14 protein-coding genes are annotated in these 14715 nt (G+C 63.3%); 1 reads left to right on the forward strand and 13 read right to left on the reverse strand.

Going from position 1 to position 14715, the window contains the following annotated elements:
- Window positions 1–82 precede the first annotated feature (82 nt).
- The 7 genes from fsa to AK2_RS01030 all read right to left on the reverse strand — a co-directional run bounded on the left by fsa (window position 83) and on the right by AK2_RS01030 (window position 7310).
- Window positions 83–730: a fructose-6-phosphate aldolase gene (fsa, locus tag AK2_RS01000; protein WP_067930221.1), complete on the reverse strand. Its 648-nt coding sequence runs from the start codon at window positions 728–730 to the stop codon at window positions 83–85.
- A 225-nt stretch (window positions 731–955) separates the two neighbouring features.
- Window positions 956–1333, reverse strand: a complete 378-nt coding sequence (locus AK2_RS01005; protein WP_067930222.1) for a response regulator — start codon at window positions 1331–1333, stop codon at window positions 956–958.
- A 13-nt stretch (window positions 1334–1346) separates the two neighbouring features.
- The gene (locus AK2_RS01010; RefSeq protein WP_067930224.1) at window positions 1347–1625 is read right to left on the reverse strand and encodes a hypothetical protein; all 279 of its coding nucleotides are present in this window, start codon (window positions 1623–1625) and stop codon (window positions 1347–1349) included.
- A 35-nt stretch (window positions 1626–1660) separates the two neighbouring features.
- Complete coding sequence (gene pyrG, locus AK2_RS01015) at window positions 1661–3286, reverse strand: CTP synthase (protein ID WP_067930562.1); 1626 nt, start codon at window positions 3284–3286, stop codon at window positions 1661–1663.
- Window positions 3287–3377: 91 nt separating this feature from the next.
- Window positions 3378–3950, reverse strand: a complete 573-nt coding sequence (gene rpoE, locus AK2_RS01020) for a DNA-directed RNA polymerase subunit delta (protein WP_067930225.1) — start codon at window positions 3948–3950, stop codon at window positions 3378–3380.
- Window positions 3951–4077: 127 nt separating this feature from the next.
- On the reverse strand, window positions 4078–5217 hold the full coding sequence (locus AK2_RS01025) for an acyl-CoA dehydrogenase (RefSeq protein ID WP_067930226.1): 1140 nt from the start codon (window positions 5215–5217) through the stop codon (window positions 4078–4080).
- Between the two features lie 74 nt (window positions 5218–5291).
- Window positions 5292–7310 carry a (Fe-S)-binding protein gene (locus AK2_RS01030; RefSeq protein WP_083520708.1) on the reverse strand — a complete coding sequence of 673 codons (2019 nt, stop codon included), beginning with the start codon at window positions 7308–7310 and terminating at the stop codon, window positions 5292–5294.
- Between the two features lie 460 nt (window positions 7311–7770).
- On the opposite strand from AK2_RS01030, the gene AK2_RS01035 reads away from it, so the two are divergent.
- Complete coding sequence (locus tag AK2_RS01035; protein ID WP_067930229.1) at window positions 7771–9069, forward strand: methyl-accepting chemotaxis protein; 1299 nt, start codon at window positions 7771–7773, stop codon at window positions 9067–9069.
- On the opposite strand, the gene AK2_RS01040 is transcribed toward AK2_RS01035, so the two are convergent.
- From AK2_RS01040 to feoB, 6 genes are all read right to left on the reverse strand, one after another.
- Window positions 9060–9440 carry a small, acid-soluble spore protein, alpha/beta type gene (locus AK2_RS01040; protein ID WP_067930230.1) on the reverse strand — a complete coding sequence of 127 codons (381 nt, stop codon included), beginning with the start codon at window positions 9438–9440 and terminating at the stop codon, window positions 9060–9062. The two genes, AK2_RS01035 and AK2_RS01040, sit on opposite strands and share 10 nt — an antisense overlap.
- The gene (locus AK2_RS01045; RefSeq protein WP_067930231.1) at window positions 9437–9940 is read right to left on the reverse strand and encodes a DUF1934 family protein; all 504 of its coding nucleotides are present in this window, start codon (window positions 9938–9940) and stop codon (window positions 9437–9439) included. The genes AK2_RS01040 and AK2_RS01045 overlap by 4 nt, the downstream gene beginning before the upstream one ends.
- 126 nt (window positions 9941–10066) lie before the next feature.
- Window positions 10067–10978 (reverse strand): agmatinase, encoded by a 912-nt coding sequence (gene speB, locus AK2_RS01050; protein ID WP_067930235.1) that lies wholly within the window; start codon window positions 10976–10978, stop codon window positions 10067–10069.
- Window positions 10975–11808, reverse strand: a complete 834-nt coding sequence (gene speE, locus AK2_RS01055; protein ID WP_067930237.1) for a polyamine aminopropyltransferase — start codon at window positions 11806–11808, stop codon at window positions 10975–10977. Before speE ends, speB begins: the two co-directional genes overlap by 4 nt.
- 383 nt (window positions 11809–12191) lie before the next feature.
- Entirely contained in the window at window positions 12192–12473 is a 282-nt protein-coding gene (locus AK2_RS01060) for a FeoC-like transcriptional regulator (protein WP_067930243.1), read from the reverse strand.
- Between the two features lie 45 nt (window positions 12474–12518).
- On the reverse strand, window positions 12519–14693 hold the full coding sequence (feoB, locus tag AK2_RS01065) for a ferrous iron transport protein B (RefSeq protein ID WP_083520709.1): 2175 nt from the start codon (window positions 14691–14693) through the stop codon (window positions 12519–12521).
- Between the last annotated feature and the right edge of the window lie 22 nt (window positions 14694–14715).

The following is a 14715-nucleotide window of genomic DNA, read 5'->3' on the forward strand; positions in this document are numbered from 1 at the left end:
CCCCAGCCGGCGGCGCGTTCGCGCCCGGACCCGCCTGCCGGTGCGCCTGGGGCCATGCTTACATGCCCTGGTGCCCCAGGGCTCACTTCTTCTGCACTTTGCTCCAATCGGCCAGGAAGCGCTCGATGCCCTGGTCGGTCAGCGGGTGCTTAATCATCCGGTCGATGACCGCGTATGGGCAGGTAGCGATGTGCGCCCCCGCTTTGGCCGCCTCGGTCACGTGCATCGGGTGGCGGATGCTGGCGGCGATGATCTCCGTCTCGATGTCGTGCAGGTCAAAGATGGTGCTGATGTCGGAGATCAGTTCGACGCCGTTGAAGCTGATGTCGTCCAGACGGCCGATGAACGGGCTGACAAACGTCGCACCGGCGCGGGCGGCCAACAGCGCCTGGTTGGCACTGAAAACCAGCGTCACATTGGTCTTGATCCCGCGCTTGGCGAACCGGTTGACCGCCTTGAGCCCCTCCGCCGTCAGCGGTACCTTGATCACGATGTTCGGGTGAATTTCAGCCAGCGGCAGGCCTTCCTCCACCATCCCATCCGCGTCTAGGCTGACCACCTCGGCGCTGATGGGACCGTCCACAATCTGCACAATCTCCTTCAGCACTTCGATAAAGTCACGGCCCTCTTTGGCGACGAGGCTCGGGTTGGTGGTGACACCGCTCAGGATGCCCATCTCCGCCGCATTGCGGATTTCCGCCACATTGGCTGTATCGATGAAAATCTTCATGCACAAGTCACCTCACTCAAGAGTCCGCACTTATCATATCATTTCTTGACGCAGCAGGGAAAAACCCTGGGGCATAGGCATGGCCCGAGTCGGTTATGTATGCGCGGTGTTTCGATTTCCACGCCTCGGCGTCCGGCCGGCCCCCCGCCTGCGACGCGTTCCTTCTTGTCTGTCGCGTCCGGGCATTGCCGCCCCGCTCTGCGCCACGCGTGTCCATCGCGAAAACTACGATGAATGGTCCTCCTCGTTCAGGTATGAGCGCACCACCTGCCGCAGCTCCTCAATGTCGAACGGCTTGGTAAAGTGGGCAAGCGCTCCCATTTCCATCGCTTCTTGAATGAGGTCGAGTTCCCCGTACGCGGTCATCATTACGACCTTGCTGGGGATCTCCAACTTGCACAGGTTACGAAGGATTTCGAGGCCATCCATGCCCGGAATTTTCATGTCCAGCAGGATCAGGTCAGGCGACTCCGTCCTTGCGAGTTCCAACGCCGTCGGTCCATTGTGCGCGAGCAACGTCTGGTAGCCTTCCTTGCTGAGCACCTCTTGCAGCAACACACGGATGCCGAACTGGTCATCCACAATCAGGATTTTCTTGCCCAATGAAACCCACCCTTTAGCGGGCGCGCTGCACGGCCAGAGAACCCGAATGGGGCTGTCCTGACCTGCGGGCGCCCTCGTCGATGTAATGCGGAGCCCCCCATTCCTCCCTCAGGACAGTCGGTATCTCCAACATTTCGAGATGCAGGGCAGAAAATCCTCCCAAACGCGAACCGCGGACGGACTGAAACAGGCGAAAATTGCGCACCGTCTCGCGCGCCTCGCCGGGGACGCGGGCGGATCGACATCCGGGCCGTACGGTCATCCGGTCCCGTTCGCTGCCAAGGCGCTGCACCCGGCCCGCCCGGTAGAGAGCGGTGCCAGCCCTCTTCAGACCTGGCGCAAGGATTGCGCTGGCTGCTCCTGATAACGCAGGGCCGCCGCCACAAACTCGCGGAACAGCGGCTGCGCCCGATTGGGACGGGAGGTGAACTCAGGGTGGAACTGCACCGCGACAAACCACGGATGATCCGGCAGTTCGATGACCTCGACCAGCCGCCCGTCCGGCGACGTGCCGCTGATGCACAGGCCGGCAGCCGTCAGCGTGTCCCGGTAAGCGTTGTTAAACTCGTAGCGGTGGCGATGTCGCTCCCGCACAACCGGGCTCTCATACGCCTGGGCTGCGCGGCTGCCCGGCACAAGCCGGCACTCGTAGGCGCCCAGGCGCATGGTGCCGCCCATGTCCTCCACCTGCTTTTGCTCTGGCAACAGGTCAATCACCGGGTACGGGGTGTGGGCGTCGAACTCGCCGCTGTGCGCTCCCTTCAGGTTGGCCACGTGGCGGGCGTACTCGATGACGGCAATCTGCATGCCCAGACAAATCCCGAAGTACGGAACCTTGTGCTCGCGGGCGTAACGGCAAGCCGTGATCTTGCCTTCGATGCCGCGGTCGCCGAAGCCGCCGGGCACCAGGATGCCGTCGGCGCCGCCCAGCAACTCGGCCACGTTCTCCTCGGTGACCTCTTCCGCGTGAATCCATTGGATGTCCACCGACGCGGCGTTCTCAAAGCCGCCGTGCCGGAGCGCTTCAATGACGCTCGCGTAAGCGTCCGGCAGCGCCACATACTTGCCCACCACCGCAATCGTCACCCGCCGCTTGAGGTCCTTGATTCGGGCCACCATGCGCCTCCACTCGTCCAGGTCGGGCACCGCGGGAGTGAACCCGAAGTGGCGAAGGACAATCGTGTCCAGCCCCTCCTCGCGCAACATCAAGGGGACCTCGTAGAGCACCTCCGCGTCCCCGTTTTCAATCACCGATTCCACGTCGGTGTCACAGAACAGGGCGATTTTCTTCTTCACCTCGAGCGACAGGGGCACCTGCGTGCGGCAGACGATGATGTTGGGCGTGATGCCGATGCTGCGCAACTCCGCCACACTGTGCTGGGTGGGCTTGGTCTTGACCTCGCCGGTCAACGGGAGGAGCGGGACCAAGGTGACGTGAATGTAGAGAACATTGTCGCGGCCGACCTCGGTCCTCATCTCGCGGATGGCCTCAAGGAACGGCAAGCTCTCGATGTCGCCGACGGTCCCGCCGATCTCCGTGATGACCACATCGATGCCCGGGGCCGCCGCCTGCAAAATGCGCTCCTTGATCTCGTTGGTGACGTGCGGAATCACCTGCACCGTGGCGCCCAGGTAATCGCCGCGCCGCTCCTTGGTGATCACCGACCAGTAAATCTGGCCGCTGGTCACGTTGTTGGCTGCGCTCAGGTTTTCATCGACAAACCGCTCGTAATGGCCCAGGTCCAGGTCCGTTTCCGCCCCGTCGTCGGTGACGAACACCTCGCCGTGCTGGTACGGGCTCATCGTGCCCGGGTCCACGTTGAGGTACGGATCGAACTTTTGGATGGTCACCTTCAGGCCGTGGCTCTTCAACAGGCGGCCCAGCGAGGCGGCCGTGATGCCTTTCCCCAAGCCCGAGACAACGCCTCCGGTGACAAAGATGAACTTCGCCATCATTCTGCTCCTCTCTCACAAAAACAGCGTCCCAGCCGCAGCTGGAACGCAAACTGGCGCACCAAGCCAGGGTTCCAATCAGTATTTGCTGTCAGTATTTGCTGTCTTCGCCATCCAGCGACTCATCCAGGTCTTCTTCCGTCAAAAGCTCTGAGGCCTCGTCTTCGCCGAGGTCCTCGTCACTGTCTGCGTCCAAGTCGTCCGTCTCTATGTCGTCCGAATCCTGGTCCTCGTCGGTGAGGTCCACATCCTCCAGGTCCTCGTCGTCCACGGCGACTTCATCGTCTTCCAGGACGTCCTCATCGTTCTCGTATTCGTCCACATCGACGTCTTCGTCGTCGTCACTGAACGCATCGCCGCTCTTGCGGACAAACCGTTTGTTGGAGAGCGCCTTCTCCGCGGTTCTGTCCACCGGATACCAGCGCCGCAACCCCCAGGTGTTCTGCCCGAGGCAGACGAATCGCCCGTCGATGTTGATCTCGGTGTACAGCCGCGCGATGACCTCCATCACCTCTTCGTCAGTCATGCCGCGCAGCTCCTGAACCTCAGCCACCAGGTCGCGGAAGTAACACGGTTCCTTGCGGACGCGCAGGATCTCCCATGCCAGCTCGACCAAGGGCATCTGCAAAATCTCGTCTTGCGACTTGGACAGCGCCACAGCCATGCCTATTCCTCCTCGCCGTTCGACGGGGCTTGACTATGTCAACTCAAATATGAGCATTATAACACACGATGCGTCCTGTCACACGTCCCTCTGAAGGAATTTTTTCAGACGCCCACCGCCTCCAAGATCACCTCGTCAAGTGGCGGGCGATGACCATGCGTTGAATCTGATTGGTCCCTTCGTAAATCTGCGTCACTTTGGCGTCGCGCATATACCGCTCCACCGGATAGTCCTTGATATAGCCGTAGCCGCCAAACAACTGCACGGCGTCGGTCGTCACCTGCATCGCGGTGTCGGAGGCAAACAGCTTCGCCATCGACGCCTCCTTCCCGCACGGCTGCCTCTTGTCGCGCAGCCAGGCGGCATGATAGACCAGCCACTGGGCCGCCTCGACGCGCGTCGCCATGTCGGCCAGCATGAACTGCACCCCTTGCAACTCGGACAAAGGCTTGCCGAACTGGCGCCGCGTCTTGGTGTGGGCGCGGGCGGCGTCGAGCGCCGCCCGGGCGATGCCGAGCGCCTGCGCACCAATTCCAATGCGGCCCGTATCCAGGAGGCGCATGGCGATGGCAAACCCTTCCCCCTCGCCGCCGAGTCGCTGCGCCGCCGGGATGCGAGCGTCTTCGAACAACAGCTCGCACGTGGCCGACCCGTTCAGCCCCATCTTCCGCTCCTTCTTGCCGACACGAAAGCCTTGTGTGTCCTTGTCCACGAGGAACGCCGTCACCCCGTGACTGCCTTGAGCCCCATCCGTCACGGCGAACACGCAGTACACGCCAGCCACGCCGCCATTGGAGATGAACACCTTACTGCCGTTGAGCACGTAGGTGTCCCCTTCGCGCACCGCCCGTGTACGGATGGATCGCGCGTCCGAGCCTGCATCCGGCTCCGTCAACGCGAACGCGCCGAGACACTCGCCCGAGCACAGCCGCGGCAGGTACCGCCGCTTTTGTTCGTCGCTGCCAAAGTACAGAATCGCGAGCGTCGCGACCGAGGTGTGCACCGCAAGAATGACTCCGAGCGTCGCCGAAGCGTAGGAGATTTCCTCCATAGCCGCGATGTAGGAGACAAAATCGGCGCCCACGCCGCCCCATTCCTCCGGGATGGGCAGGCCCAGAAGCCCAATCTCCCCCATCTGCCGCACCAGGTCGTGCGGAAACTCGTCCCGTTCATCGATTTCCTGTGCGCGGGGGGCAACCACCTCGCGCGCGAAGGACCGCACCAGCTGGCGCATCCGCTCCTGCTCGGGTGTGAACTGAAAGTCCATCGCTCACCGCCTCCAAAATGCGCCCCGTCCAGCGCCAAACGGCGTTTGCGCATAGGCCACAACCGCAATCCGCCTCAGGCGGTTTCCTCCTTCGGGTTCACCGCCTCTGTGCCCGCAAGCGACATCGCCAGCAGCTCAATCACATCGTAGGTCTGCATCTTATCCTCCGCGCCGTGCGCCTTGGTGCCGTCTATCAGCATCGTCATGCAGTACGGACAGGCGGTGCCCAGCACGGTGGCGCCGGTTTTGAGCGCCTGCTCCGCCCGCATCACGTTGATGCGCGTCCCCGTCTCCTCTTTGAACATCCCGCCGCCGCCGGCGCCGCAGCACATGCTGTGCTGCCGGCTGCGCTCCATTTCCACCAAGCGGACGCCGGGAATGGATTCGAGGATGTAGCGCGGCGGATCATAGATGCCGTTGTAGCGGCCCAGGTAGCACGAGTCGTGGTACGTGACCACCTGTTCAACGCGCCGCTCCGGTTTGATGCGCCCCTCCTGAATCAGTTTCGCCGCAAACTGGGTGCTATGCCAGACCTCCTCCGCCTGCCAGCCAAAGTCCGGATACTCGTTCCTGAAAGTGTTATACGCGTGCGGATCGGTCGTGATGATTTTCCTTACGCCGTAGGCCTGGAAGATCTCGATGTTGCGCTGCACGAACTCCTGGTACAAAAACTCGTTGCCAAGCCGGCGTGCCGAGTCTCCGTCCGACTCCTCCTCGACGCCGAGAATGGCGAAATCGACGCCGGCGGCCAGCAGCACCTTGGCGAACGCCTGGGCAATCTTCTGCGCCCGCTGGTCGAACGAGGCGGCGGTGCCGACGAAGAACAGGTATTCCGCCTGCCCGTTCACCTCCGCCATCGTGCGCACCGGCAGGTCTTTGGCCCAGGCGGCCCGCTCGCGGCGGTTGATGCCCCACTCGTTCGATTGCCGTTCCAGATGGGTGAACACCTTGTTCACCTCGGGGCTGGCCCTGCCCTCGGTCAGCACCAGGTAGCGGCGCAGATCAATGACGTCCTGCACATGTTCGTTGGCCACCGGGCACGCTTCTTCGCAGGCGCGGCAGGTGGTGCAGGCCCAGACCTCCTCCTCGCTGAAAACCCCCAGCTCAAACAGCGACTGATGGGTCAATGGCTCCGCCCCGACCGCCAGGTTGGCCAGCATGCCGGGACCTTGCTGGTTTACCGCGTCCTTCATCTTGAGAATCAGGTACTTCGGCGACAACGGCTTCCCCGACAGTGTCGCCGGGCAGTTGATATGGCAGCGGCCGCACTCGGTGCAGGCATACCCATCCAACAGCTGCTTCCAGGTGAATTGCTCAATCCGCCCGACGCCAAACTCCTCGACGCTCTCGTCCTCCAGGTCGAGCGGCCGCAGTTTGGGAGGGCCCAGGCGGCGAAAGTACCAGTTGAGCATGGCGCCCAGCATGTGCGAGTGTTTGGAGCGCGGGATGACATAGAGGAAAGTGAAAATGCAGAACACATGGATCCAGAAGCAGGCCTCGGCGATGGCGAGCAAGGCGCCCCGCCCGAGGCCGCTGAATCCCCCGGCGATGGCACTGACCACCGGGGACCACCAGCCCGGGGCCTTGCCCTCCAGGTCGACGTCCGCCCCAGTGGCCACCAGATAGGTCAGGACGATGAGCCCAATCAGCCCGAGGATAAGGCCGCCTTCCAGGCCCCCGTCAAGGCGCATCGGCCTCAGTCCATAGCGGCGGATGAGCCCGACAATGACAGCCGCCAGCACGCACAGCGACAGAAGTTCCTGGATGAATAGGTAGACGTTCGAGTTCCCCCACGGAAAATGCCAACGGGTCAGGTGAAAGACGATGAAATCGAGGTCCCCGAAGACCAGGACCAAAAACCCCCAAAAGATAAAAAAGTGGGCCAAACCCGACGGCTGGGCCAACACCTTCTTCTGAAGCAGCACGTTCACGACAAAACTCCGCACACGCTGGCCCGTATCCCCCAGGCGGCTGCCGTCCGGAGCCCCTGCCAGCACATAACGGACGCGATCCGCAACTGCCTTGACAAACAGATACACGGCCCCAGCAAACAAGAGGAGAAAAATGATTCCTTGCACAATGTACCAAACCACGACGCGGATGCCTCCCCTCCGCCGGCACGCATGAAGCGGGGCGAACGGTGCCGGGATGATAAACGTTTGCCGAACAACCTACCGACCGGTCGGTTTAGGTTATGGTATAACACTTCTCCTGAATAGCCAAGGAGAAAATCTGGCTTCGCCCCCCTTGCCTTCGTCAGACTCTTGACTCTACCATACCATTGGCGGTCTGGAATGTGAACTGAGCAGGCAGCGGCCCCAGGCGTCCGGGCGTCCACGCGAACCAGGTTGGGGCGCTGTCTGGGTTTGAACGCTGGTTGGATCCGCTGTTAGGATAGTCCATTCGAACTAGTTGCAACCGAAGCAGGAAAATAGCCCGGTCTCACCTGGTTTGTTGGGCTATTCCCAGGTACCCTGACGGTGCGTGCGGTGCGCACGAACTGGGCGCAATCACCGGTTGTCCAGTGGGCCTTGCAAAAGAGGAGGTCGTCAAATGGAAGAACATGCAAAAGACAAACCATTACCGCAACGATTTCACCGGGTCCGCAGTGAAGTGACCCTGTATTGGCTGGGCGCTTCAGCTGGCGCCATCGCCGCCGACGCCATCTTTTTCCGGATAGCCTATCGGGAACATGACAATGGATTGGCCTGGTCCGTGGCCTCTGTCATTCTGCTCATCGTCATCCTCGCTCTGCTCATCCAATGGCGGTTCCGGGCCTTGTTTCGACCGATTCAGGCGCTCTATGACGAAATGATGTACATAAGAACGGGAGACTTTCGCGCGCGGGACCTGGACGCCGCGGGTCGCACCGACCTGGTTCAAGTGGTGCAAGCGCTTCAGGAGGCAAAGGCGGGTGTGCGCCGCATCCTGGAGCAGATGCAGCAGGCGGCGAGCGACATCAGCGACGGGATAGAGTCCCTGCGTGAAAGCGCACATACCACCAGCCAGGCCTCGGAACAAAACGCGTCCGCGATGACGCAAGTCATGACGGCCGTGGACGAGGAGAGAGCCCTGACCAACCAAACCGTCTCCGCGATGCAGGAGACCATGCAGAGTGTGGCGTCCATCCAGGCCTTGATTGCCAAGACGCAAGACCTTTCCTCCGCCATGATGGAGAACGCGGAGCAAGGGAAGGCGCAGATGTCCGCAGCCACGGACCAGATGAAGAAAATGGAGCAGGCGGTGGCGCGGGTGCGGCAGAGTACACAGGCGCTGGAACAATCCGCCCACCAGGTGACAGACATTGTGCAGGCGATGCAGTCCATCGCGGCGCAGACGCACATGCTCGCCCTCAACGCCGCGGTCGAGGCGGCGCGGGCCGGCGGCGAAGGCAAAGGCTTCGCCGTGGTCGCGGCCGAGGTGCGCAAACTCGCGGAACAATCGCGCCGCGACGCGGATACCGTGCGCCAGGTGGTGACCGACATGGTCAGCCACGTGCAAGCGGCGGCCGCATCCATGGAGGAGGCGGCGGGCACGGTGGTTCACACGTCGCAAGCGGTGCGCGCCTCCGAAAACACGTTTCTGGGACTGGCCCAGGACGTGCTGGAACTCCAGGATGGGATGCGGACCATCGAAACGGCGGCGCAAGCCATCCGCAGCCACACCGAACGGGTTGCGGAACAGATGCCGGTGCTGCAGAAGGCGGCCGATGTGCAGTCGCAATCGGTGGCGGAAGTCGCCGCCGCAAGCGAAGAGCAGGTGGCGATGATGGAAGAAGTGGCCTCGACGGTGGACGAGATCAGCCGCATGGCCGGTCAGTTGCGCGCCGCGGCAGGACAGTTTCAGTGGTGAGGATCAGCCCTGTTGATGCCTTCTGTCCCTGCCCGCCGACGCAGCAACTCGTCGGCGCGCTGGCGCAACAGGGCGCCAAATTTCCCGCACTGCGCCGTCGTGGCGCGGCCGAGATCGCCGAGGAGGTACTCGTGCAGGCCCACTTCCCGCGCCACCTCGGCGCGCATGCGCTCCATCAGGCGCGCGCGCTCCGCATCCAGGGCCTCCCGCTCGTTGGCTGGGCGCGCGGCGCTTTCGGCACGCCACTTCCCCGCAACGAAGTCCTCGACGGGGCGCGTGCCGCCGGCCCGCCTGCCGTCGGCGCGGGCCGGGCCACGCTGTGGCCCCCGCGCGGACCGGGGTTGGACCGGTGTGTTTTCGCGCTCGCTCATCGCGCATCCTCCGAACCCTCGCTCGCACGCGCGCTCGCGCACGCATCCAGCGGCTCCAGTGTGAACACCAGGTCAATCCGATTGGCCTGCGCTGGGTCCGCGTCCCGCCCCAGCCCCATCCGGCAGCGGACGCGCGCCTCCCCGCCGTCGGGGCGCAGCCGCACGTCCATGGCCTCCACGGCCACGGCGACCGGGATGGCCCGCCCTTGCACACGCAGCTCGGAATACGTGGTGCGGCCGGGGACAAAGCGGTGTGTCCAGGTGACCGGCCCCCGGCGCGCCCAGGTCAGCGCGCCCGGCTCCAGCTTGAGGGCGCTTTGCCCGGCCGGCCCGCCCTGTGCGGCCTCGACCGGCTCCTGATAGACAAACCAGTGCGATCCGCCCTTCTGCCGCCACCGTGCGTCTTCGATGCACGCTTCGAGGGCGTCGGAACCCGACTCGACGCGCCGCCAGCGGATGCGCACGCGCCGTTCGGGGGCGCCTTCCTCATACCACCACATGCTGAATCTACCCCTTGTCCATCCGCCGGCAATGCGCCATCCGCGGCCTTTTCCGTTGCCGAGGCCCTGCCGTTTCCGCCTGAGCCGCCAGCCTTGTCCTCACGCGCCCGAACGGCTGCAGGAAGCCTACGCTGTGTGAACAAACGCGAGCAGGGCCTCACGCACCAGCTTCGCCGCCAGGATTTGCGTCTGCTCGGACGGATCGATCAGCGGCGAGGTCTCCACCAGGTCGAATCCCACCACGTTCAGCTTCGCCAACTCGCACATGACCGCAAACCCTTCGCGCGGGGTGATGCCGCCGTGCTCGGCCGTGCCCGTGCCGGGGGCGTGAGCAGGATCGAACACGTCGATATCCCAGGTCACGTACACCGGGTGGCCCATCAGCTCGGGCAACACCTGTCGCAACGGCGTGAGCACGTCAAATGGGAAAAAGTGGGTATGCTCGCGGGCCCACCGAAACTCCTCGCGCGTTCCGGAGCGGATACCGAACTGGTAGACCTTCTCCGGGCCAATGGCATCGCACACCTTGCGGATGACGGTGGCGTGCGAGTACGCCTCGCCCTCGTACGACTCACGCAGATCCGTATGCGCGTCCAGGTGCACCACGCGCAAATCGGGGTACGCCTCCCAGGCGGCGCGCAGGGCGCCCCAGGAGGCCAAGTGCTCACCGCCCAAGCCGAGCGGAAACTTGCCGGCTGTGTACAACGTGCGCACGTACTGGTAAATCTTCTCCACGCTCGCCTGCGGATTGCCGAAAGGCAGCGGGATGTCCCCGGCGTCAAAGTACCGGATGTCCGAGAGGTCGCGGTCGAGGTATGGGCTGTACTCCTCAAGCCCAATCGAGACCTCGCGGATGCGGGCCGGTCCGAGACGCGTGCCGGATCGAAAGGAGACCGTCCAGTCCATGGGCATGCCGTAGATGACCGCTTGCGCGGCGGCGAAGTCGTCGCTGGCGGCGATGAACACGTTGCCGCTGTACGCAGGGTCAAACGGACGGCCGATGCCGCCCGGCTGCCCGGGTGCCCAGGGATGGCTCATCCCCGAGTCAACTCCTCGACAAAGGGCGGCAGGGCGAACGCGGCTTGGTGCACCTGCGGCGAATAATACTTGCAATCCGTCACGCGGGCCGGCTGGGGCGCGAGCGGGTTATACTCCTTGCTGCCGATGGTGAAGCTCCACATGCCGGTTGGATAGGTCGGGACATACGCCAGGTACAGGTGCGTCTTCGCGAATACGCTCGAGACGTCGCTGAAGACCTGGCGAATGAGGTCCTGGTTGGTAAACGGAGATTCGGTCTGGGCGACAAACAGGCCGTCCTCACGCAGCGCCCGGTGGACCGCCTGGAAGAACGTCCTGGCGAAGAGACCGACCGCGGGGCCGACGGGATCCGTCGAGTCCACCAGTATGACGTCAAACTCGCCGGGGTGCTGCTCGACGTAGCGGATGCCGTCGGTCACCTGCACATCGACGCGGGCATCCGAGAGGCCCTTTGCGATGTGCGGGAAGTATCGCTTGGACGCTTCAATGACGCGCCCGTCGATCTCCGCCAGCACGACGCGTTCGACCGAGGGGTGTTTGAGGATCTCCCTCACCGCGCCTCCGTCGCCGCCGCCAACCACCAGGACACTTTTGGGATTGGGATGCGTGTGCATCGGCACGTGGGCAATCATTTCATGATAGACAAACTCGTCCTTGTCGGTGGTCATCACGCAACCGTCGAGGACAAGCAGGTTACCATATTGGGCGGTTTCGTAAACGGCGAGCGACTGAAACTCCGTCTGCTCGCTGTGAAGGGTCCGGTTGACCCGAAGTCCGAGCGACAGGTTCTCGTTCTGCAGCTCGGTGAACCACAGTTCCGGCTTCGGCATGGGCGCGCCTCCTAGCACAGTGCAGTCAAATTGCCGTCCGTATTATACCAAACTGTGAAGGTGAGAATGTGACAGGTGCGGCAGAGTTCGGAGGAGACACGTCCATTGTCGGCAGTCAGACCGTGTAGGAGTGGAGGCTCTTCAAACTCGCACACATCCGGATCGCCCTGGAGCACTTGGTTCGGGTTGAAGCCTTCCGCAAGAACTGACTCGTACCCAAGGAGTCGACGTTTCTTTGCCTTTCTGGTTCAGGAACCAGGGTGAAATAGGGATTCATGGTGCTGCAATCCCCGATTGAGGCTTGCGGCACTTCATGGTTTGCTCTTGAAGGGACGGGTCTATATCCGCCTCCATAACCCCCGCACTGCAGCGGTGGCCATCCGTCATCTCGCCACATCCCCGGCCCGCCCATAGGCGTGCGCCACCTTGCGCAGCGACGTCTCGTCCTCCATGCACAGGCCCTGGAACGCGCAGCGGTTGCAGTGGTGCGTCGGGTTGGCGCAGTGCTCAATCTGCCCCACCGCGTTCTCCCTCAGGCGGCCCATGCGCTTGAGCTGTTCAATCCCCGCCCGCACCAGTTCCGGCGACACACCGACAAACGACGCCAGCTCGTCCATCGTCCACACCCTGCACTGGGTAAACGCCGCTTCGATCTTTGACAGCACCGCCGTAGCCCCTCTCACCCAGCCGGCCAACCGGCATTACTCGCTTCATATCTGCAGCCCGAAGACCATCCCGACGCGTTCCAGCAGCAGCCCCAGCCCAAACGCCACCGCCACGTTCACGATGATGCCAGCCGCCGTCCACCTCCAGCTGCCGCTCTCGCGACGCATCTGGATGACCGTGGACAAGCAGGGCACATACAGCATGTAGACCACCAGGTAGGTGAACGCCACCAGCGGCGTCATCGCTTGTGTCAGCAAATGCCCGAGCGATCCGTCCGTCCCCGCCCCATACAGCACGCCGAGGGTGGAGAGCGTCGTCTCCTTGGCGACAAAGCCGAACAATATGGCAATCATCAGGCGCCAGTCGAACCCGTACCACCGCCCCACCGACTCCAGCCAGTGCCCTACCTGCGCCGCGTACGACTGACCGACCGGCGCGCCCATGGGGAAGTACGTCAGTGCCCACGTCAGGAGCGTCGCCCAAATCAGGAACATCCAGATGCGGCTGATGAACATCCACACACGGTGCCAGGTCGGAATCAGGATATTGCGCATGGACGGCACGTGATAGCTCGGCAGCTCAATCAGCAGCGGCGCTGGATCGGTCGGCAGCACCGTCCGGCGGTACAGCATAGCCGATCCCGCCACCACCCCGAGACTGATGAGGATGAGCGCCATCATCACAAACGCGCCGCGCGTGCCCGGGAAAAACGCCGCCGTCATGACCGCCATAACACCGAGCCGCGCGTTGCAAGGAATGAACGGGATCACCAAATTGGCCAACAGGCGATCCCGATGGTTTTCCATCACCCTCGTCGCCGCCATCGCCGGCACATTGCACCCGTACGCCGAGACCAGCGCGAAAAACCCTTTCCCATGCAGGCCAATCCCCTGCATCAACCGGTCCACCAACACCGATGCCCGCGCCATATAGCCGCTGTCCTGGAGAAGCTGATAGATGGCGAAGAAGATGGCCATGTAGGGAACAAACGACAACACCGCCCCGACGCCGGCAAACACTCCGTCGACCGTCAGGCTCTGCACATAGGTTGGGGCCCCTACAGCCGCCAACCCCTTGGCGACAAGCTGTCCTAGCCACCCCATGCCGTTGCCCACCCAATCGGAGAGAGGCGCGCTGGCCACAAACGACAGCCAAAAGGCAGCAAAAAATACAACCGCCATCGCCGGGTAGCCCCAAAACCGATGCAGCAACACCTTATCCAGCCGCTCGCTGAAGGTCTGTTTGGCGAGCGGATCCCGCCGCACACAGTCGGCGAGAAGATTCGCGATGTGGTTGTACTTTGCGTCGGCGATGCGCATCTCGAACTCCTCGTGCTGGGCGCGCAGGCGCTCAAGAACCGCCGGTTCCAGGGCCAACGCCTGATTTCCCAGCTCCACCTGGACACCCGCTTGCTGCGCGCAGCAGGACAGCGCAAGTTGCACAGCCGCCTGGCCCTGCGGGATGACGCGCACCTCGCGCGTCACCTCTTCGTCGCCCTGCAGCAGCCGCAGCGCCATCCACTCAGGGCGGAAGCGGCCGACACCTGCGGCCGGCTGTGCGCCCGCCACCACCGGCGATGCGGTGAGGCCCCGGGCGCGAGTATCCCCTGCACCCAGGGCGATGCCGGGCCCCGGGGCCGCAGCGGCCAACTGCGACGCGAGCGGATCCAACACCTCGCGCAGCTCCTCCGGATACGGGACCACCCAGGTGTTGATGGGGACAACTTCCCGCCCGCCGATGCGTTCCATCCACGCCACCAGCTCCGTGAGGCCCACGCCCCGCGCCGCCACCGTCGGCACCACAGGCACCCCGAGCCGCCGCGACAGGGCGGCCGCATCCACGGTAATGCCCTGGTCTTCGGCCACGTCCACCATGTTCAAGGCCACTACGACGCGCGGCGTCAGTTCCAACACCTCGAGCGCGAGAAACAGATTGCGCTCCAAACTCGCCGCGTTGACGACCACAATCACAGCGTCGTATGGCTCGTACAACAGGAAGTTGCGCGTCACGAGTTCATCGCGCGCGTAGGCTGTCAGCGCGTACGTGCCCGGGAGATCCACCAACTCTATGAGGTCTCCCGCCGCTCCCGAACGCACTTTGCCGATGATGTATTCCACAGTGGTTCCCGGCCAGTTGGCAACCTCTTGATGAGCGCCCGTCAGCGCGTTGAACAGTGTGGTTTTGCCCACGTTCGGGTTCCCCACCAGTGCAACTCTCACGCTAGCTGCCCCCGATCTCTAT

This window comes from Alicyclobacillus kakegawensis NBRC 103104, from assembly GCF_001552655.1.
In the GTDB taxonomy this organism is placed as follows: domain Bacteria; phylum Bacillota; class Bacilli; order Alicyclobacillales; family Alicyclobacillaceae; genus Alicyclobacillus_G; species Alicyclobacillus_G kakegawensis.